The sequence below is a fragment of the Pseudoalteromonas sp. GB56 genome, assembly GCF_054923835.1.
This window is the reverse complement of record NZ_JBPCHK010000001.1, coordinates 2,922,747-2,944,094: the sequence shown is the minus strand read 5'-3', so window position 1 is coordinate 2,944,094 and position 21,348 is coordinate 2,922,747. Positions and strand designations below refer to the sequence as shown.

Genomic DNA, 21,348 nt, shown 5'->3' with positions numbered 1-21,348 from the left:
ATACGTCATTGAGACGACAAAGCCAGCATTAAGCTGGCTTTGGAGGTCGCTGTTTTACTTAGCGAATAGGGTTAAAACTTACCGAATTGGTTAGTTTTGTGGCGTCAGACCTTGGTTAATAGCTTCAAGATCCTGTGCTGTTAGCGTACCTGCTGCTTGTTTCAATGACAGCGTCGAAACTACATAGCGATAACGTACGTTAGCTAAGTTACGTTTCGCGTTATACAAGTTTTGTGTGCTGATCAACACGTCAACAATAGTACGCGTGCCCACTTCAAAACCCGCTTCTGTTGCTTGCAATGCACTCTCTGCTGAGATTACAGCTTGTTCAAGCGCTTTATACGTTGCGATGTCTGACACAACTTGGTTGTATGATGTGATTGTGCGGCGCGTGATGCTACGAAGTGTTGCTTCTAAGTCTTCGCTGGCAGCAACGTACAATGCGCGCGCTTGATCTGTAGAGGCAACCGTTGCGCCACCTGAGTAGATCGGCAAGCTGAAGTTTAAGCCAATGCTTGCTTGGTCTTCGCGAGGGATATAATCACGGTTAATCGTGTTGCCAGAAACACCGATTTCAGTATTGGTTAGCGAGTCGCCGTATGATGCATTAAGCACTAGTTTAGGGTAGTGACCTGCCTGCGCTAAATCGATTTGTTGTTTAGCAATATCTACAGTTGCTTTTGAAACTTGTAACTCTAAGTTGTTCGCTTTAGCTGATTCAACGAAATCATTATTCGCTTTACTCGGACTCACTGTTGAAAATGTATCTGTATTCAACGTATCGAGTTTCGCGTGATACTTACCTGTGATTTCTCGCAATGTTTCACGCGCTGTTTCAACGTCATTTGTTGCGACGATTTCACGGGCAACTGAGTTGTCGAACTGTGCTTGAGCTTCGTGTACGTCGGTAATTGCAGTTAAGCCCACCGCAAAGCGCTGTTTTGTTTGCTCTAGCTGGCGTTCAATTGCACGCTTTTCTGCTTGTACAAATTCAAGCGTATCGATTGCGCTCAGCACATCGAAGTAACCTTGTGCAACACGGACAATCAAAGATTGCTGAGCTAGGTTATACGCAGTTTCTTGTTGCAGAGCTTGTTTGTCGGCAATGTCCAGTGAGCGCCATGCGTTTAAATCGAAAATAGCTTGGTTTAGGCTGATGTTACGCGTGAATGTATCACGTTCAGTGTTCACATCGAGCAACATGCCTGTATCTGAATCGATGTCGAAACCATCACTGTCAGACTTGGTGTAGCCCATAGTGAAACCAATTTGCGGTAACAAAGCGCTTAGAGCACGGTCTGTGTTATGCTGTTGTGCTTCTGCAGTTGCCTTAGCTTTAAGAACAACCGGATCGTTTTCAAGGGCAATTTGGTAAACCTGTAATAGGTCTTCGGCATGACTGTAAGAGCTAAAGCTTAGCGCAAGCAAGGTAGTCAACAGTGTCTTTTTCATTATCAGTACAGTCCTTAGAATTTGTAGCGAATTATCTGCATGTTACCGTGTTTAGGCACGCTTTTGAAAAGTAAAAGCGTAAATAAGGTATGCTTAAGTGTAACAGAATTTATATTTTGCGGAAGGGTAAACGGTAGCGTTTATTCTTGTTTTTGTTAATTTACGTAATCGGCTTGTTTTATATGAATAAAATCAACAGTTTCAAAAGTAATGATGTTGAAATTGAGAGTAAGCAAAGAGTCTTTCAAGGCTTCTTTAAAATAGATTTGTACCGATTTAACCATGCATTATTTGCCGGCGGCCGTAGCCAAACGATTCAACGTGAAATCCTTGAACGTGGTCATGCTGTGGCCGTTTTGCCCTATGATCCAAAAACTCGACACATTGTGTTGATTGAACAAATTCGAATTGGTGCACTCGCTAGCAAAGACAATCCTTGGTTATTGGAGTGCATTGCAGGAATGGCTGATGGCAGTGAAGATTACCCTGATGTTGTGCGCAAAGAAGCCAAAGAAGAAGCAGGTCTTGAGTTGGGCGAATTGGAATTTATGTTGTCTTATTTATCAAGCCCAGGCGGCACAACAGAACGACTCTATCTCTATTTGGCGCAGACAGATTTAAGCAACACAGATGTGGGTGGAGTTTATGGTCTAGACGAAGAGGGCGAAGATATAAAAGTGCATGTGATGGACCTTGATGAAGCGCTTGATAGACTCGCATCAGGTGAAATCGATAACGCGGCTACGGTCATTAGTCTACAATGGTTAGCACTTAACGAGCAGCGACTACAACAGCAGTGGAATAAAGAGTGACAAGGGTGGTTAGAAAGGCCGGATACATTCAATCATTACCAAAATACCTGACTTTGTGTGAGCGCAATTACACCAATGTGATTCGTATTTTGCCGCAAGAGCAGCGCGTGGGCGCGACGAAATTGTTGGATATTACCCACGAACGTTATCAGGTAAAGATTGAGCACACGGCCAAGTACACAACAGATATTTGCATCACCCAAGTGCAAGGGGCCATTGACGGCATGTTTACGCCGCCGATGAATGTGCGTATATACCACGATGCTCGGGTTGCTGAGGTGGTGCACCCTGATTATCACAAACGCATTAAACCAGCATATGGTTACCCAAACCCGAAGATGCATCAAAAAGATGAAAAATATCAGGTGAATGCGTTTCTGCATGACTGGCTAACGTTCTGTATGACCCACGGCGAAGCCGTGCTGGATTGGGATTGTGGCAGTGACTTGGTTTAATCAATTCGAATTTTCAAAGGCCAAGCCTTTATATTTTGGCCACTTTACGGATTGCCATTTGTTTGCTGACTTAGATGGTGAATACTTCCATGTAAATTGTGCGCAGAACTTGCGTGCAACACTGACAGCGATGGCGCGAGAGAATTTTGATTTTGTGGTATTCGGTGGCGATCTTACTCAGGACCACAGCGTTGAGTCATACCAAGTGTTTGCCGAACTCATCAACCAAAGTGAGCTCTCGTGCCCTGTTTTTTGGGTGCCTGGCAATCACGATGAAATAGCGCAATTACACAGTATCAGCAACGGGCAAATAAAGGCGGCAAAGCACATAGTTCATCCGTTTGCCCACGTGTTGCTCATTAATACCAAAGGCACGACGCCAGCAGGGTGGATTCAACCAGCCCACTTATCTGACATCGACATCAGCTTGAAGAATACCCAGGTTGCTCAAATCCTCATCGGTCATCATCACCCTATGCCGGTAGCGGGTTATATTGATAAGCACATTCTTGATAATGGCGCGCAATTACTCGAATTGATCAACAGTGAGCACCACAACGTTAAAGCGGTGGTTCATGGTCATGCGCACAACAATTACGAGTTGAACTATGAAGGTGTTCAAATCCTCGGTACGCCAGCCACATCCATTCAATTTACCAAACACACCCGTGATTGGCAGCAACAGCAGCTTGGGCCTGCCTATCGAACAGTACTTATCGACGAGTCTGGCACATTGACGACACAGGTAAAATGGCTACAAAACTAATTTATATTCACGGCTTTAACAGTTCGGAATTATCACAAAAGGCGGTGCAGCTAGGCGAGTATCTAGACCTGTGGTCTGGAGAATACGTGGTGCCACGTTTACATCATAACCCCGCCACAGCAATAGAACAGCTGGAATCAATCATTGATAAAGAGACTGCGTTGATTGGCAGTTCGCTCGGTGGTTTTTATGCAACCTACTTGTCACAGAAGCACCACTTACCCGCGGTGTTGGTCAATCCAGCGGTTAATCCATCTACGATGTTCGTGGATTATCTCGGCGAGCAATACAACCCGTACCAAGACATTCATTACGTGCTCGATAAAACGCATTTGCTTGCGCTGGAGCAACTTTATTTAAAGCAATTATCTTCCCCCGAGCTATTGTTTTTGTTACAACAAGAAGGTGATGAAGTGTTACCCTATAAGCAGGCTGTTGACTATTACCAAAACTGTCAGCAGGTGGTGGAGCCGGGAGGCGATCACCGTTTTGTAGGATTTGAGCGCTATTTTGGCGCCATCGCGCGATTCTTGAATATCACTCTGGGGTCAACAGACCCTCAATAATAAAGGCTATTTACGAATAAGAATATGAGCCAACAGAACTATAACGCCGAAGCGATTGAAGTATTAAATGGTCTGGACCCAGTAAAACGCCGTCCGGGCATGTATACAGATACCACCCGCCCAAATCACCTTGGTCAAGAGGTTATCGATAACAGTGTGGATGAAGCCCTTGCGGGTCATGCCACCAAGGTTGATGTGATACTTCATGAAGATAATTCTCTAGAAGTGATTGATGATGGCCGTGGTATGCCGGTGGATATTCATCCTGAAGAAGGTATTCCAGGGGTTGAATTGATCCTCACTAAGCTGCATGCCGGTGGTAAGTTCTCGAACAAGAACTACCAATTTTCAGGTGGTTTGCATGGTGTAGGTATTTCCGTTGTAAATGCGTTATCTACCCGCGTGCAAGTCACTGTGCGTCGCGATGGGCAAGTGTATGACATCGCCTTTGCCAATGGCGACAAAGTACAAGACCTTGAAGTAACTGGCACAGTTGGTAAACGCAACACAGGTACTTCGGTACGTTTTTGGCCTGATGCTAGCTATTTTGATTCCGCCAACTTCTCTTTGAGCAAACTCAATCACGTACTCAAAGCGAAAGCGGTGCTTTGCCCTGGCTTGCGTATTCGCTTCGTCAACAAGCAAACCAAAGAAACGCAAGAGTGGTACTACGAAGCGGGCCTAAAAGATTACATAAAAGACGCCACTAAGGGATATGAAACTCTACCGAGTGAGCCGTTCACAGGTGAGTTTAGTGGTGCCACTGAAGGGTGTGATTGGGCGCTACTTTGGTTACCTGAAGGTGGTGAGTCAATTACAGAGAGTTATGTAAACCTGATCCCAACAGCGCAAGGTGGTACGCACGTAAATGGATTGCGCCAAGGTCTGCTAGAGGCCATGCGTGAGTTCTGTGAATTCCGCAATTTATTGCCTCGCGGTGTGCGCTTAACGCCCGAAGATATCTGGGACAAGTGCTCCTATGTACTCTCAGTTAAGATGCAAGACCCACAATTCGCTGGGCAAACCAAAGAAAAGCTGTCTTCGCGTCAAAGCGCTGCGTTTGTTTCTGGCGTGGTAAAAGATTCATTTAGCTTGTGGTTAAACGAACATACCGATGTTGCCGAATTACTGGCTGAGATGTGTATCAGTAACGCGCAGCGTCGGATGCGCGCGGCCAAAAAAGTGGTGCGTAAGAAGGTCACACAAGGTCCTGCACTGCCGGGCAAACTCACTGACTGTAGCAGCAGCGAAATTGACCGTACTGAGCTTTTCCTTGTAGAGGGTGACTCTGCGGGCGGTTCAGCAAAGCAAGCACGAGATCGTGACTTCCAAGCAATCATGCCGCTGCGCGGTAAAATCCTCAACACGTGGGAAGTCGAGTCAGGGCAAATTTTGGCGTCGCAAGAAGTCCATGATATTTCTGTCGCTCTGGGTATTGACCCAGATAGCGAAGACCTAAGCGGGCTGCGCTATGGCAAAGTGTGTATCCTCGCCGATGCTGACTCGGATGGATTACACATTGCTACCTTGTTATGTGCGTTATTTGTAAAGCACTTCCCAACACTTGTGCGCCAAGGCCATGTATATGTGGCGATGCCGCCACTGTACCGTATTGATGTCGGCAAAGAAGTGTTTTATGCCCTCGATGAAGACGAAAAAACTGGGGTACTCGATCGCATTGAAGCCGAGAAAAAGCGTGGCAAAGTAAACGTGCAGCGCTTTAAGGGTTTGGGTGAAATGAACCCATTGCAATTACGTGAGACAACCATGGATCCAAATACCCGTCGTCTCGTACAACTTACTTTGGATGAGATAGAAAAAACGATCGAAGTGATGGACATGCTTCTTGCGAAAAAACGCTCTGGCGATCGTCGTCAGTGGCTAGAGATCACGGCGACAAGGCCGAAGTCGAACTGTAATAATAATCAAACAGAGCATCCTGAGTGTGAAAGCTGTTTTAGTCAGGGTGCTGCAAAATAACTCGTGCCCACACATGCGTCGTGTTGTGCACGTTAAAGATTTAAAAGGGTTAACATGCGTAATAAAATTCTTAGTACTTTGATTGGCTTAGCATTCGTTGGTAGTACTCACGCTGCTGATATCACTGAGCGTCTAGTGGTACCTGAAGGATTTACTATCGAGCCGTATGCATTGGATGTTGAAAATGCGCGTCAGATAGCGTTGTCTGACTCAGGTATCGTTTATGCGGGCTCGCGAAAGGCGGGCAAGGTACACGCGTTAATCGACGCTGACAACAACGGTCGAGCGGAGCGCAAAGTGCTTATAGCTGAAGGCCTTAATATGCCTTCTGGCATCGCCTTCAAAGACGGCGATCTCTATGTTGCTGAGGTGCAGCGTATTGTGCGCTTTAAAGACATCGACAAAAACCTTGATAAAGCACAAATGGAAGTGGTGTTTGACCAGTTGCCTGATAAAAGCCACCACGGCTGGAAGTTTATTCGTTTCTCACCACAAGGTGATTTGATTATCCCTGTGGGCGTGCCATGTAACATTTGTGCCGAAGATCCAGAATTTGGCCTGATTTATTCTTTGGATATGGATACTAAAAAAGTATCTACTATCGCCAAAGGAGTGCGCAACTCAGTAGGTTTTGATTACCACCCAAAAACGGGCAACCTGTGGTTCAGCGACAATGGTCGTGACATGATGGGTGACGATATGCCACCGTGTGAAATCAATGTTATCACCGAGCCTGGACAACACTTTGGTTTCCCATACTTCCATGGCGGTATTATCGCTGACCCTGAATTTGGTGAAGGTAAAGCACTCACCGATTACGTTCAGCCAGCTTTGAATTTGGGTGCGCACGTAGCGCCGCTGGGGATTCACTTCTATACCGGTGAACAATTCCCAAGCAAGTTCAAAAACCAATTGTTCGTCGCTGAGCATGGCTCGTGGAACCGTTCTAAAAAGGCGGGTTATCGCGTCATGGTTGCAAACGTTGAAGGCGACAAAGTAACCGGTTACACACCCTTTATTACGGGTTTTATGGAGAACGAAGAAACCTTCGGACGCCCGGTAGCTATGGTGCAAATGCCAGACGGTAGTTTGCTCGTCTCAGACGACTTCGCGAACGCTGTCTATCGCATCCAATATAATAAAAAGTAAGTTTGGATAAGAAGCAATGACACAAACAACGACCTTGTCGCAACAAGGCATAGAACAGCTTACTATGGGGCGCTTCACTGAAGACGCCTATCTAAACTATTCCATGTACGTGATTATGGACCGCGCGCTACCGCACATTGGTGATGGTTTGAAGCCAGTTCAGCGCCGTATTGTGTATGCCATGAGTGAGCTGGGTCTATCGGCTGCGGCAAAATACAAGAAATCTGCGCGTACCGTAGGTGACGTGCTCGGTAAATATCACCCGCATGGTGACAGTGCCTGTTATGAAGCCATGGTGCTCATGGCACAACCATTTTCTTACCGCTACCCGCTGGTGGATGGTCAGGGTAACTGGGGTGCTGCGGATGACCCTAAATCGTTTGCGGCGATGCGTTATACCGAAGCTCGTTTGTCGAAGTTCTCTGAAGTTCTGCTCAAGGAACTCGGTCAAGGTACAGTTGATTGGACACCTAACTTCGACGGTACGATGAAAGAGCCGCAGGTGTTACCCGCGCGTTTACCGCATATCCTACTCAATGGCGTAACCGGTATTGCCGTAGGTATGGCAACGGACATTCCACCGCACAACGTGCGCGAATTGGCCGAAGCATGTTGTTTGTTGCTGGACAAACCTAAAACTGAACTTCAAGAACTACTAGAGATAGTTAAAGCGCCAGATTACCCAACTGAAGCGGAAATTATTACGCCAAAAGCGGATATCGAGAAGATTTACACCACAGGTCGAGGCTCGCTGAAAATGCGCGCTAAATACCATGTTGAGCAAGGCGAGGTGGTGATCACTGCGTTGCCGCACCAGTGCTCAGGTGCCAAGGTGCTCGAGCAAATCGCCAGCCAAATGACAGCAAAAAAACTGCCTATGGTGGCTGATTTACGTGATGAATCTGACCACGAAAACCCCACGCGTATCGTGATTATTCCGCGCTCAAATCGCATCAAAGTCGAGCCGTTAATGGCGCACTTGTTTGCGACCACAGATTTGGAAAAGAACTACCGCGTAAACTTGAACATGATTGGCCTTGATGGTCGACCACAAGTGAAAGATTTACACAGTATCTTGAATGAATGGTTAGTGTTCCGTCGTGATACCGTGCGTCGCCGTTTACAGTACCGCCTAGACAAAGTGCTGGCGCGTTTACACATCTTAGAAGGCTTGATGGTCGCCTTCCTCAACATCGACGAGGTGATTGCCATCATCCGTAATGAGGATGAGCCTAAGCCTGTATTGATGGAACGTTTCGGTTTAACGGAAACCCAAGCAGAAGCTATTTTAGATTTAAAACTTCGTCACTTAGCTAAGTTAGAAGAAATTAAAATTCGCGGCGAGCAGGATGAACTTGCCAAAGAGCGCGACAAGCTTGAAATGACGTTGGGTTCAGAGCGCCGTATGTCGACCTTGATGAAAAAAGAGATTCAAGAAGCGGCCGAAATGTACGGTGATGACCGAAGCTCTCCTGTTGTTGAGCGTGAAGAAGCGAAAGCGCTGAGCGAGAAAGATCTGATCCCATCTGAATCTGTCACTGTTGTGCTCTCAGAAAAAGGCTGGGCGCGTGTTGCCAAAGGTCATGATGTTGACTCTGAAGGCCTCAGTTACCGTGCGGGTGATAAGTTCAAAGCCAGTGCCAAAGGCCGCAGTAACCAACCTGCCGTGTTCCTAGACTCAAGCGGTCGTGCGTTTGCCACCGATGCACATAGTTTACCGTCGGCTCGAAGCCAAGGTGAGCCTATGTCTGGTCGTTTCAACATTGCCGCAGGTGCGAGCCTTGAATATGCAGTCATGGCCGATAATGAACAAATGTTATTAATGGCCAGTGATGCGGGTTATGGCTTCGTCGCTGAATTCAATGACCTAGTGAGCAAGAACAAAAACGGTAAGGCATTAGTGAGCTTGCCAAAAGGCGGCTTGTTAATGCAGCCAATTGCTGTGAATGATATTGCGACTGACTACTGTATGTCGATATCAAGCGAAGGGCGGATGCTGTTGTTCCCACTGCGTGATTTACCTAAATTAGCGAAAGGCAAAGGCAATAAGATCATCTCTATTCCAAGTGCCAAGGTCCAAGCGCGTGAGGAATATGTGAAATTGCTTGCAGTTGTACCAGACGGCGCCAGTGTTACTTTGCTCGCGGGTAAGCGTAAGCTGACATTAAAGCCGAGCGATCTAGAGCACTATCATGGTGAGCGTGGTCGTCGTGGTAATAAGTTACCGCGCGGTTTGCAGCGTGTTGATGGCTGCGAAGTGGAGCTTTCAGGGAGTACACCTGAACCCGAAGTGGTAGAAGCTACAGAAGAATAAAAAGAGGGCGCCAGCCCTCTTTTGCTATGAGCTGAGAATAAAATAAGTTACTGCGCCTGAATAAATAATAAATTTAAGCCTTTGATTGTTTTGTTATTGGGTACATAGTTAAATGTGCAGGTGGTCTACAGCGAATTTTGCTCGTTGTTCCATACTTGAAAAAACACGCCAACTGATGGCAACAATCAGAGCTCGAATTACTATGGCCTTAGAAAAACATCCGATGTGGCGTTTGCCACAACATCATCAAGATCTTAAACATGCTCATGACCACGTGCACTGGGTCGAGCTATTTTATGACCTCATCCACGTTGTCATTATATTTCTCCTTGGCAACTACTTAAGTGACCACCTAAGCCCACAAGGCTTTTTTGTCTTTCTGGGACTATTTACTGCAATTTGGTATGCCTGGGGAGATTCTAGTGTATTTAACTCTTTATACGTCAGCACAGATATAAATCACCGTTTGATAATGGCAATGCAGATAGTCACATCTATGGTGATGGCGGCATCAATTCCATCAATACATGCGAAAGGCTGGGTATATTTCGCGTTGGCCTACGCCGCTAATCGATTAATTACCGCTTATTTGTACTACCGTACCAAACGTTTAGGTGTAGAAGAAACCTGCTTAGCGGATAGAGCTTGCCATAACTTTTTAATATTGGGCGTGGTGTTTGCCATCAGTGCATTCCTGCCAGCGCCATACAGCTATTGGTTATTTGCTGCGGGCGTAGTGTGTATTCAACTGTCTTATATGTTGCCAAAGTTGGGAGTGTTGGAAAGCCCTCGTTTTATTCCTCGCATGGGTCACATGGCTGAGCGTTTCTCACTGTTACTGCTTATTGTTGTTGGCGAAGGCTTTTTCAAATTGGTAATTACACTCTCAGAAAAAGGTATTTATAAGGTCTCTCCCAGTGTGTTGTTCAACTTCATAATCGGTGGAATTGCCGTATTTGTGACCTGTTGGATTTATTTTGATTTTGTCGGCAATGGCAAACCTAAAGACACCTCTAAGAAAAGTATGGTTAGTTGGTGGCTGGCACATCTCATTGTCATGGCTTCCGCGGTTATGATGGGGGTTGCCTTGGCTGGCGAGGTAAAAGTTGGATTCCTAGACCCTTACCCATATAAGTACGGTGTGATTGGTTGCATTGGCCTTGCTAGCTATTTGCTCGGACTATTGTGGATAAAACACATAATTGAACCGCGCGTGGCGCACCGCTTTGCGACTACAAGCGTGCAACTTTTGGGGGTGTTCCTTGCCCTTGTTACTCTATTAATAATTCCTTATGTGCCAGCTATTGTGGGTAATTTAGTATGGGGCTCGGCATTGTTTTTACAGATTATTATTCCTGTCACGCGGGCTTATCGAACACTGTCTGCGGAAGAGCGTGAACAAGAAGAAAAGGAGGCAGATACAAATATAGCTGTCTGTGTTGATGATAATTAAAAGAATTGTAGGATTACTGAGTTGAACTTTTTGTTGATGCTTCAGGGTTTTGGCCTTGGCTTAAGTATGATCATTCCCATCGGCGCGCAAAATGCGTATGTGTTGAATCAAGGGATCAATCGCAATCATCATTTAACAACAGCGACAATCTGTTCTTTGTTGGATGTGTTCTTTATTTCGCTAGGCATTTTTGGCGGGGGCGCGTTGGTAGCAAGCAATGCAACTTTGCTTACTGGAATCACAGTAGCAGGGATTGTCTTCTTAACCTTTTATGGACTGGTGTCGTTGAAAAGTGCATTTTCTAGAGCCGAACCGCAATCTCAAAATACAGCAATTGCCATGCGTAGCATGACCGCTGTAGCGCTCGGAGCCATAGCGGTTACCGTACTAAACCCGCACTTGTACTTGGATACCGTAGTGATATTGGGATCCATCGGTGGGCAATTTGAAGGGCTCGATCGCACTTCATTTGCAGTGGGCACAATTGCTGCGTCATTCGTGTGGTTTTATTCGCTTTCTGTTGGGGCTGCCAAATTAGCGCCGCTATTGTCAAAAGTGAAAGTGCGACAAGGGATAGATATAGCCGTTGCATTCATGATGTTTGTAATAGCTGCCATGCTCATTAATGAGCTTATTTAGGAAAAGCCCCAGCATGTGCTGGGGCTTTTTTACTAAAAGGTATAGCTAATTTTACCGTACACATATCGGCCTGAGAAGCCGTAAGGTGAGAAGCCTGAGTACGGGAAGATGTTCGAGAAAGTCGTTACATCATCCACTAGCTCACGCGTAGGCTTAGGGTATACATCAAATAGATTGTTCACACCGAGGGATACATCGAAATTATCCGTGAGCATCATCTTAGTGTCTAAATCAGTGATCCACTCTGCAGGTATGACCTCGTTACGCTCAGCGATTGAGCTGGGGTCTTGCGTTTCACCATAGCGTGTTGTGCGTAGGGTGACGTTATAAGCATCATAGCTCCAGCTCGCACTTAAGTTGATTTTGCTCTTTGGTGAACCCACTTCAAAGCGGCGAAGTTCCACGTCAGAGAACAAGTTATCTTGGTCAAATCCGGCGCCTTGTAGCACGTCAGGTGGTGGCAAAATGTCAGTGACTTCATTGTCGTTAAAGTTTAAACCCGCGTTGAATAACACACTGCCGTAGTCGTTGGTGCGCAGCGTATATGACGTCACGACATCAACACCTTCGGTACGTGAGTTTATCGCGTTCAAGAAAAAGCGAGCACGTGTTGCGCCTGTGCCTGCGAGTAGTGCTTCAATCGCATCACCGGACAGGTTATTCGATAACACGATGCGGTCGTCTATATCGATACGGTAGAAGTCGATGGCCAAGTTAAAGTCGGCAGTGGGTGAGTATGTGAAACCGAGGCTGTAGTTTTCAGACTCTTCCGCATCCAGACCTGGGCTACCTAGCGCTTGGGCAACGTCACTAGAAGGTGCAAAGGTGCCTGTTTCTGTTGGCACGCCGTCGACAAATACCGTCGAGATAGAGGTAAAGTATTGTTGTTGTAATGATGGCGCACGGAAGCCAGTTGAAATAGAGCCTCGTAGTGCAAAATCATCCGTTACAGTGACACGGTTTGACCATTTCCAGTTAAACGTACTGCCAAAATCAGAGTAGTCTTCGTAGCGACCTGCAATCGCAACGTTCCAGATATCTGTCACATCCGCTTCCAAATCGATATAGGCACTCCAGTTATTTCGGTCGTTGTCACCTGCCGATTCTGGCGTAAAACCAGGGAATACCTGTGCACCTGCTGCACCGAATGGGCCATCAACCGGGTCGGTCTCTGTGCCACCAGGACCAAAGGTACCTTGAATGTACGAATTCTCTTCACCGGCGGTGATTTTGTAATTTTCTTCACGAAACTCAAGACCAAATGCAAGGTTCATATCGCTGGCGAAGGCATCAACGGTGATTAAGCGCGAGGCATCGAAGTTAAGAATGTATTGGTCGTATTCTAACGCACCAGCATCAAATTCCGTTTGGCTTGTTGGGCCTAGCGAGGTATTCAGTGTGTTGACGACACCGTACTCAAGTTCGTTGCCACCATAGTTAAATGACACGTCATAATTCCACTCTCCATACACACCTTTTAGACCGGTTACTAGTGATTGGTCTTTAATGTCAGTGGTGATAGCGGGTAGGAAGCCGTCTGGGTAAATCGCCAAAATGTTGCGCGAGTCTGACGCGCGGCGATAGAAACCTGAGCCCTCAGAATCACGGCTGCTCATGCCTGCAGTGGCATAGAATTCTAGGTCATTGTTGATAGATTTACCGGCGTTTACGAACAGCGCCATATCTTCAACAGCGCCGTTACCAAAGATGTGATTATAACGATTGACGGTTAGCTCACGTGGGTCGATGCTGCCATCTTCTTGGCGCGCATAGTTCTCGCGCGGGTCGAAGTCTGCGCGATTTGACGCGTTGCGGTCACGATACTCGGCTGCCACAGCAACAAACCCATCATCACCCCACGCAAATCCCGTATTGGCGCGTACAGTAAGTGTTTGACCGTCTGTACGTTTGCGATCCCCACCAGTGGTGAAGGCAAGATCACCGTTAGCATCGGTGCTCACGCTTTTTAAATCAGGCACGCCGTCCATTTTTGTGACGTTTGCGCCATAAGTAGCTGATAGCTCACCGCCTTCATCATTGTCTTTAAGCACGATGTTAATGACGCCTGCAATGGCATCAGAACCATATTGCGCAGCTGCACCGTCACGTAATACTTCAATGCGCTTAATGGCATTGGCAGGGATTGCATTCAAATCTACCGCTGATGACCCACGACCTGCTGAGCCGTTGACATTCAATAATGCGCTGGTGTGGCGACGCTTACCGTTTACCAGCACCAGAGTGTGGTCCGGTGCAAGACCACGTAGCTGTGCAGGACGGACGTGGTCAGTACCGTCGGTAATCGAAGGCTGAGGGAAGTTGAAGCTTGGCAGCAAGGTATTGAGGATCATGTTGGTTTCAGTCAAACCTGTCGCTTGAATCGATGCTGCATCAATCACGTCGATAGGCACGGGAGAGTCACTAATTGTACGGCCGATACGGCGCGAACCCACGACGCTAATTGTTTCGATATTGGCGTCCTGAGCGCCGGCATTTTCTTCAGCAATTACTACTTGGCTGACTGAAAGTAACGAGCCACATACCGCAGCGACTGCGATTGTAGAACGCTTCAATATGGGGAAATAAGAATCTGTCGATTTCATATATTGCTTTCCTAATGATTATTATGACGACGAATAAGCTGACCGCACAGGCGTTGTGGGTAAGCCCAAAAAGTTAGTGCTCGGTTGTTATAGGTAACAACCAAGGCACAGAATTTTGTTTTGGGTGCTTAGCGGTGTAATTCATAAGAACGGTCAGGTAGCGAATTTGGTGCAAGTAACACTGCCGACTAGAATGACGTTTTCATCCCTGATTTACGCATCAAGAGAAAGGTTTATTTAGAAAGTTATTGTTTATTGTAGTTATTAGATTAAACAATCTAATTTTCTAAGCACGAGCATGTAGTGTTTGTACACGAAATGAGTCCATAAATCCAGTGCGAGAAGCTAAATTTCTTATTCGATTAAGTTATGCGCTATTCAAGGTGTATTACAGATATAGCGTGGACGTGAATTATGCAGTACATAAAAAAGCCGGAACATTTATGGTTCCGGCTTAGTGCATGGTTTCATCTTGCTTACAAGTCAAACCTGTCAGCGTCCATTACTTTTACCCATGCCTTTACAAAGTCATGAACAAAGCGGTGGTTATTGTCATCTTGTGCATAGAACTCGGCATAGGCTCTGAGAATTGAATTGGAGCCAAATACCAAATCTACGCGCGTAGCAGTCCATTTTGTGTTGCCTGAATCACGCTCAACAATGTTGTAAGTACCATCGCCGTTAGGCTCCCAGCGATAGGCCATGTCAGTTAGATTGACAAAGAAATCGGTGGTGAGTTGTCCCTCACGATTGGTAAACACACCGTGTTTACTGCCGCCGTGGTTGGTGCCTAACACTCGCATGCCACCGACCAGAACAGTCATCTCTGGTGCTGTTAAGCCCATAAGCTGCGTTCTATCAAGTAACATCTCTTCAGCAGATACCGCGTATTCTTGCTTCAACCAATTGCGGTAGCCATCTGCAAGAGGTTCCAGTGGTGCAAATGACTCCGCGTCTGTCATTTCGGCTGTTGCGTCCCCGCGACCTGGTGAGAAGGGCACTGTGATGGACACACCGGCATCGCGCGCAGCTTGTTCTACTGCGGCGCTGCCACCGAGCACAATCAAATCAGCCATACTGATAGGTTTGCTCAGTTCTTTTTGCACTTTGCCAATGGCGGATAGCACGCGATTTAAACGTTCTGGTTCATTACCTTGCCAATCCTTTTGCGGTGCTAAACGAATTCGGGCACCATTCGCGCCACCACGATGGTCAGAACCGCGATAAGTACGCGCACTGTCCCAAGCTGTATTGATGAGCTCCGCAGGGGCAATACCGCAGTTCAGCAGTTTTGCTTTTAAATCCTCAATCTCTTTGTTGCTGAGAATGTAGTTCACCTTAGGGATAGGGTCTTGCCAAATGAGATCTTCATTAGGCACATCCGCACCCATGTAACGTGCTTTTGGTCCTAAATCACGGTGAGTGAGCTTAAACCAAGCGCGAGCAAAGACATCTGAAAAGTAGTCAAAATCTTGCTGGAAACGCTCAATGATTTGGCGATAGCTCGGATCCATCTTCATGGCCATATCGGCATCAGTCATAATTGGGTTGTGACGAATGCTTGGGTCTTCAACATCAACAGGTTTGTCTTCTTCTTTGATGTCGATAGGTTCCCACTGCCATGCACCTGCAGGGCTCTTTTTCAATTCCCACTCATAGCTCAGCAGCAAATGACAATAGCCGTTGTCCCATTTTGTTGGGTAAGTGGTCCACGCGCCTTCAATGCCCGATGTCACCGTATCACGTCCAACTCCGCGTTTTTGGTGGTTGTTCCAGCCCAACCCTTGCTCACTAATGTCTGCGGCTTCTGGCTCAGGGCCTAATAAATCAGCATCACCATTACCATGGGTTTTACCAACAGTGTGACCACCGACCGTTAATGCAGCGGTTTCTTCATCATTCATCGCCATACGCGCAAACGTTTCGCGAACTTGCTGTGCTGTTTTTAGAGGATCAGGATTGCCATTGACACCTTCGGGGTTGACGTAAATGAGACCCATCTGCACGGCAGCGAGAGGGTTTTCCATCGTGTTTGGCTTATCAACGCTTTCATAGCGCTCGTCACTGGGTGCTAGCCATTCTTTTTCAGCCCCCCAATAGACGTCTTTCTCTGGATGCCAAATGTCTTCACGACCACCGGCAAAGCCAAAGGTTTTTAATCCCATTGATTCATAAGCCATGTTGCCTGCTAGAATCATCAAGTCGGCCCAAGACAAGCGATTGCCATATTTTTTCTTAATCGGCCACAATAGGCGACGGGCTTTGTCCAAGTTGGCATTGTCTGGCCATGAGTTTAGTGGGGCAAATCGTTGGTTACCTGTGCCACCGCCGCCACGACCGTCCGCGATACGATATGATCCGGCTGCATGCCACGCCATACGAATCATTAAGCCACCATAGTGACCCCAATCTGCCGGCCACCAAGGCTGGCTGTCGGTCATTAAATTTTTTAAATCGGATTTCAGTTCTTCAAGGTCGATTTTCTTAAATTCTTCGGCGTAATTAAATTCGTTGCCGTATGGATTCGACTTGGTATCGTGTTGATGGAGAATGTCGAGATTAAGGGTGTTTGGCCACCAGTCTGTATTGGACTTTTCTGTTTTGGTTAGGCCACCGTGCATGATTGGGCATTTTGCCATTATGTGCTCCTTGATAGGTCAAAAGTGTTGACTCTAGGTCAAAAGAATTAGTCACATCCAACAACTTTCTTAGATGAAGTATTTTATTTAACCAAAGTGTAGCCTATTAAAATGAATTTTTATGCCCAATTTAGGGAAATTAAATCGATGTCTATCATCGATTTTTTTACCGAGACAGGAGAGTCCTAATTTGGTAATTTTTTCCTATATGCACTCGATTCGATATGTTTTTTGGGCGCATTAGTACCGTAGCTTACAAGTGTTCGCTAAAACCAACATGCCTATGTATAATGCCCTGCATTGTCGATGTGGAGAGTTTGTTGTGCTGGCATTGTTACGTTTATTAGTAGTCGCAGTATTTATACCATTTAGTTTTCTTGCAGGGTTTGTACTGTGTATTGTGCGACCTTTTCATGGCGACAACGTGCGCGTGATTGGTAGTTGGTATGCTCGCATGTCACCTTTGTGGGGGGTCAAAGTTGTTATTGAAAAAGACCCAGCGATTGTCAGTGGTGAACCAGCCGTTTATATAGCCAACCATCAAAACAATTACGATATTTTCTTCCTACCGGGTGCACTGCAGCGAAATACAGTCAGCCTTGGTAAAAAGAGCCTGAAGTGGATCCCGTTTTTTGGTCAACTATATTGGTTATCGGGCAATATTTTGATCGACCGTGCGAATCGTAAAAAAGCCATGGCGACCATCAATAAAACGACCGAAAAGCTCAAGCAAGGTGGCTTGTCGTTATGGATGTTTCCTGAGGGTACGCGAAGCTACGGCCGTGGTCTGCTTCCGTTTAAAACGGGGGCATTTCATACCGCGATAAATGCCAACATACCTGTAATTCCCGTAATTATGAGCGATACGAATAAATGCATTAAGCTAAATCGGTGGGATAATGGTACTATTTACATCAAAATGTTAGCGCCACAATTGCTTGATGCTTCTATGAGTGCCCGTCAGTATGCCGATCACTTTCATGAAGTTATGAATGAAACGTTGGCGCAATTGAATGAGAGAACCTAGATGGAAAACTGGCGCGAGATAAGCGAAGAGATTGTTGAGTCGTTATTAGAAGACGGTTCAAACCCTGAATTACTGTATGAAGTTGAGCATCATTTCGTATGTGAAGACTTTGCGGCATTGGAAAATGCGGCGCTGGCTGCGTTCAAGCTTGGTTATGATGTTGAGGAACCAGCAGAGTTAGAGCTGGAAGAGGGCGGCACAATCTGGGGCTTTGACGTCGTTGTTGAATGTGAATTAAACGCTGAGGCAATCATTGAAGACGTTGATAAGTTAGTGTCTATTGCTGAGCAAAATAACGTTGAATATGACGGTTGGGGTACTTACTTCCAAGACTAAAGGGTGGTTTTAACCACCTTTTCTAGACTTTTATTACTAGTTAATGGTAATTTCCAACTTCATTTTTTAGTTTCTGTACACTTCTTCTTATGTTGATCTCCTTACCTATTAGTGAGTTAAAGCCCGGTATGTTTGTTGAACGGGTAAATAGGCAATCTCAAGGTGCATCAATCAAAATCAAAACGCGTGGTATGGTCCGCGAACCAGCTATCATTCAACGCCTAGTTAAAGAAGGGGTTGAGGAACTGATCATTGACTTTTCTCAAAGTGATGTACCCATCCCGCGGCATTTGCAACCTGCAAAACAAACTAATAAAGAGCACACTACATCGTTAGAACAAGGTGTAGCAGCGAAACCAAAATTAAGTAATCGAGACTTAGCGCAGGCCACTTTAGAACAAGAATTTCTCATAGCGAATACCTGTTATGAGCAAAGTATGGTGAAATTGCGCACGATGTATCATGAATTGACATCGGGTATGCAAGTCAATATGGAGCTGTTGAGTGAGGTTGCTGATGCTATCGTTGATTCGGTGTTTCGCAATCCAGATGCGATGGCCGCGCTGACTTTGTTGCGCGATAAGCAGAGTTATACTTGGCGCCACATGCTCAATTGCGCCATTCTCACCGCAATTTTCTCTCGCTATTTAGGGTATGAGATTAATAAAGTCAGGCAGATGGCTTTAGCTGCGTTGTTGCATGATATTGGTCTGGCAAAAGTGCCTCAGGGTATATTGACCAAGCCAGGGAAACTAACGGACCTTGAGCTCAAGGCAGTACGCCGCCATGTTGCGCTGGGCCTTGGTATGCTAAAAGGTCAAAAGCACATTACCAACATGATGCTGGAGATGATAGTCAATCATCATGAGCGAATTGATGGCAGTGGTTATCCACGTGGGATTGATGGAGATAAACTCTCTCGCGAAGCGCGAATTCTCAACATCGTTGATGTGTATTCAGCCATGATAGCTGACAAACCTTATAAAAAAGGTGAGGAGTCGTTAGTTGCTCTGCGCTTTTTGCTATCGCAAAAGAGTGCGTTTGACCAAGCGTTAGTGCAACGTTTTATTAAGTGTGTGGGAATTCATCCTGTTGGTACCTTAGTGCGCCTAACCAACGAGCGACTGGCAATGGTGGTGCAGGGAAATGAAGATAATCCGATAAAGCCCAAGGTTCGCGTATTTTATAACACCCTGCACAGACATCACATTACTGCCAAAGATGTGGACTTAAGTGTGAGCAAGGACGATGTTAAAATTGTCGGTAGCACGCAAGGAGCCGAGTTCGAACTTAATTTATCTCGCCTACTAAAAGAACATTTGTTGCCTTAGTACACGTTTGTTTATTGCTGAGCTTCGCTCCTAGATCACTCCCCCCATACAACTTGTGATTAATACCATCCATAGAAAAGTGCCGTAAGCGGTATGCAACGCGATGCAACAACTTGCAAAGCTGACCATTTGGCAAAGCATCGCTGCCAACCAATAGTGTGTTACGGGATTGTCACATTGTCCTTGACGATGACACGCACAGTAATTCGCTTTTAAAAACCAGAACGCACCCATCGCACAAAACAGCAATGCGACCATAATGAGTAAAATCGTTATTAACATGCGTTATTCCCTTAATTAGATATGTGGTTAGTTTAAAGGGATGATTTGGTTAGTCAATGCTAATAAGAATTATTATCAAGTGGGTGTGGTGAGGACATACCAGTTGTGTTTTTAACTAAAAATTACGCAACTTTGCGCTTAAATTACGCGTTGTTAACCATAATTAACAGCTTTTTAGCATTAAATAGGCTAGTGTATGCAGGTTAAAAAAGACAACAATGAGATTGAAGTATGCAATTCAAAAAGACACTACTAGCGGCATCATTGGCGCTACTATCAACAGAATCTTTTGCCGCTGCCTTCCAACTAGCGGAACAAAATGTTTCAGGTCTTGGCCGTGCGTATGCGGGTGAAGCTGCAGTTGCTGATGACGCGTCAGTCGTCGCTCGTAACCCAGCCCTTATGTCACAATTCGATAAAGCACAGCTGTCAGTTGCGGCAATTTATGTATTGCCAGATGTAAGCTTAGAGGGTGAAAGCACAAACAATGGTCTTGATGCTAGCGTGTTAAACGACAGCAGCATTGCGCCAAGTGCAGTGATCCCTGCCGGTTATTTCACTATGCCTGTAAACGAGCAAGTGAATGTTGGCTTTGGTGTGTTTTCAAACTTTGGTTTAGCAACTGAGTTTAACGGTGACTATGCTGCGGGCCAAATCGCCGGTGAAACAGAAATTGTAACTATTAACTCAAATGTGTCTGTTTCTTATCAGTTAAATGATGCATGGACGGTTGCTCTTGGTTTAAACCACGTTTATGCAGATGCGAAAGTAATACGTACATTAGGTGCAAATCCATTTGGTGCTCCTAATAGTTTGCAAGCTGCGCATCTTGAAGGCGATGATTCAGGGTTTGGTTGGAATGCGGGTGTGGCTTTCACCCTTGATGCACACAACCGTTTTGGTTTCCACTACCGCAGTGAAACTGACCTAACATTTGATGGTGAATACAGCAATCAATTACCAGCAGCGTTAGGTGGTCTTGAAGGTCAGACTCTTCCTGGTACATTAGAGCTAACGCTTCCTGCTATCGCTGAGTTCTCTGGTTCACACCAGTTAACGAAAGAGTATGGTTTACACTACAGTGTGCTTTGGACTGGCTGGAGCAGCTTCGATAAATTGGAAGCATTCGTGCCAGTGAGTGAAACACCCGTATTCTCAAAAACTGAAGATTTCTCAGATGCAATTCGTGTATCAGTGGGCGGTGACTATCAGCTAAATGAGCAATGGAAACTGCGTGCAGGTATCGCTTTTGATGAATCACCGGTATCACAACAGCACCTTTCGATTTCTATCCCAGACACAGATCGTTTTTGGTTGTCGTTCGGTGCCGAGTGGCAGCTAGATGACGTATCAAGTGTAGACCTAGGTGCAAGTATTCTTCGTGGTAAGACACAAAACTTTGTTGAAGGCGATAACTTCCAACAACAGTGGGGTTTTGAGTCAGAAGGTAATGCATACTTATTCGGTGCACAATATAACTACAGCTTTTAATAGCCAGCTATTATAAGCGTTGAAAGCCAAGCTCAATGCCTGCATTTTGCTTG

The 21,348-nt window shown here is 45.9% G+C and carries 16 protein-coding genes and 1 pseudogene; 13 read left to right on the top strand and 4 right to left on the bottom strand.

Annotated features, from left to right (window positions below; genetic code table 11):
- Window positions 1-90 precede the first annotated feature (90 nt).
- Window positions 91-1,452: an outer membrane channel protein TolC gene (tolC, locus tag ACH19P_RS13660; RefSeq protein ID WP_462159091.1), complete on the bottom strand. Its 1,362-nt coding sequence runs from the start codon at window positions 1,450-1,452 to the stop codon at window positions 91-93.
- 182 nt (window positions 1,453-1,634) lie between these two features.
- Here tolC and ACH19P_RS13655 point away from each other — a divergent pair, with 182 nt between their 5' ends.
- The 9 genes and pseudogenes from ACH19P_RS13655 to ACH19P_RS13615 all read left to right on the top strand — a co-directional run bounded on the left by ACH19P_RS13655 (window position 1,635) and on the right by ACH19P_RS13615 (window position 11,586).
- Complete coding sequence (locus ACH19P_RS13655) at window positions 1,635-2,264, top strand: NUDIX domain-containing protein (protein ID WP_462159089.1); 630 nt, start codon at window positions 1,635-1,637, stop codon at window positions 2,262-2,264.
- Entirely contained in the window at window positions 2,261-2,719 is a 459-nt protein-coding gene (locus ACH19P_RS13650) for a DUF1249 domain-containing protein (RefSeq protein ID WP_462159088.1), read from the top strand. Before ACH19P_RS13655 ends, ACH19P_RS13650 begins: the two co-directional genes overlap by 4 nt.
- Window positions 2,706-3,485, top strand: coding sequence for a metallophosphoesterase (locus ACH19P_RS13645; protein WP_462159087.1), 780 nt, complete (start codon window positions 2,706-2,708; stop codon window positions 3,483-3,485). The genes ACH19P_RS13650 and ACH19P_RS13645 overlap by 14 nt, the downstream gene beginning before the upstream one ends.
- Window positions 3,470-4,051: a YqiA/YcfP family alpha/beta fold hydrolase gene (locus ACH19P_RS13640; protein ID WP_462159086.1), complete on the top strand. Its 582-nt coding sequence runs from the start codon at window positions 3,470-3,472 to the stop codon at window positions 4,049-4,051. Before ACH19P_RS13645 ends, ACH19P_RS13640 begins: the two co-directional genes overlap by 16 nt.
- A gap of 24 nt (window positions 4,052-4,075) precedes the next feature.
- Window positions 4,076-5,970 (top strand): annotated as a pseudogene (gene parE, locus ACH19P_RS13635) (DNA topoisomerase IV subunit B).
- A 115-nt stretch (window positions 5,971-6,085) separates the two neighbouring features.
- Window positions 6,086-7,180: a PQQ-dependent sugar dehydrogenase gene (locus tag ACH19P_RS13630; RefSeq protein WP_462159085.1), complete on the top strand. Its 1,095-nt coding sequence runs from the start codon at window positions 6,086-6,088 to the stop codon at window positions 7,178-7,180.
- Between the two features lie 16 nt (window positions 7,181-7,196).
- Complete coding sequence (parC, locus tag ACH19P_RS13625) at window positions 7,197-9,494, top strand: DNA topoisomerase IV subunit A (RefSeq protein WP_462159084.1); 2,298 nt, start codon at window positions 7,197-7,199, stop codon at window positions 9,492-9,494.
- Window positions 9,495-9,669: 175 nt separating this feature from the next.
- Window positions 9,670-10,947 (top strand): low temperature requirement protein A, encoded by a 1,278-nt coding sequence (locus ACH19P_RS13620; RefSeq protein ID WP_462159083.1) that lies wholly within the window; start codon window positions 9,670-9,672, stop codon window positions 10,945-10,947.
- Window positions 10,948-10,968: 21 nt separating this feature from the next.
- A complete protein-coding gene (locus ACH19P_RS13615; RefSeq protein WP_462159081.1) occupies window positions 10,969-11,586 on the top strand; it encodes a LysE/ArgO family amino acid transporter in 618 nt (205 codons plus the stop codon).
- A gap of 32 nt (window positions 11,587-11,618) precedes the next feature.
- On the opposite strand, the gene ACH19P_RS13610 is transcribed toward ACH19P_RS13615, so the two are convergent.
- Entirely contained in the window at window positions 11,619-14,189 is a 2,571-nt protein-coding gene (locus ACH19P_RS13610; RefSeq protein WP_462159080.1) for a TonB-dependent receptor plug domain-containing protein, read from the bottom strand.
- Between the two features lie 476 nt (window positions 14,190-14,665).
- Window positions 14,666-16,828: a catalase/peroxidase HPI gene (gene katG / locus ACH19P_RS13605; RefSeq protein ID WP_462159079.1), complete on the bottom strand. Its 2,163-nt coding sequence runs from the start codon at window positions 16,826-16,828 to the stop codon at window positions 14,666-14,668.
- A 322-nt stretch (window positions 16,829-17,150) separates the two neighbouring features.
- On the opposite strand from katG, the gene ACH19P_RS13600 reads away from it, so the two are divergent.
- The 3 genes from ACH19P_RS13600 to ACH19P_RS13590 all read left to right on the top strand — a co-directional run bounded on the left by ACH19P_RS13600 (window position 17,151) and on the right by ACH19P_RS13590 (window position 19,522).
- On the top strand, window positions 17,151-17,855 hold the full coding sequence (locus ACH19P_RS13600; protein WP_462159078.1) for a 1-acylglycerol-3-phosphate O-acyltransferase: 705 nt from the start codon (window positions 17,151-17,153) through the stop codon (window positions 17,853-17,855).
- Window positions 17,856-18,191: a ribonuclease E inhibitor RraB gene (rraB, locus tag ACH19P_RS13595; protein ID WP_462159077.1), complete on the top strand. Its 336-nt coding sequence runs from the start codon at window positions 17,856-17,858 to the stop codon at window positions 18,189-18,191.
- An 89-nt stretch (window positions 18,192-18,280) separates the two neighbouring features.
- Window positions 18,281-19,522 carry an HD-GYP domain-containing protein gene (locus tag ACH19P_RS13590; protein WP_462159076.1) on the top strand — a complete coding sequence of 414 codons (1,242 nt, stop codon included), beginning with the start codon at window positions 18,281-18,283 and terminating at the stop codon, window positions 19,520-19,522.
- 30 nt (window positions 19,523-19,552) lie between these two features.
- Here the strand turns inward: ACH19P_RS13590 and ACH19P_RS13585 are convergent, their stop codons facing one another.
- A complete protein-coding gene (locus ACH19P_RS13585; protein ID WP_462159075.1) occupies window positions 19,553-19,804 on the bottom strand; it encodes a hypothetical protein in 252 nt (83 codons plus the stop codon).
- 231 nt (window positions 19,805-20,035) lie between these two features.
- Between ACH19P_RS13585 and ACH19P_RS13580 the strand changes: the two genes are divergently transcribed.
- Window positions 20,036-21,295 carry an outer membrane protein transport protein gene (locus ACH19P_RS13580; protein ID WP_462159073.1) on the top strand — a complete coding sequence of 420 codons (1,260 nt, stop codon included), beginning with the start codon at window positions 20,036-20,038 and terminating at the stop codon, window positions 21,293-21,295.
- Window positions 21,296-21,348 lie beyond the last annotated feature (53 nt).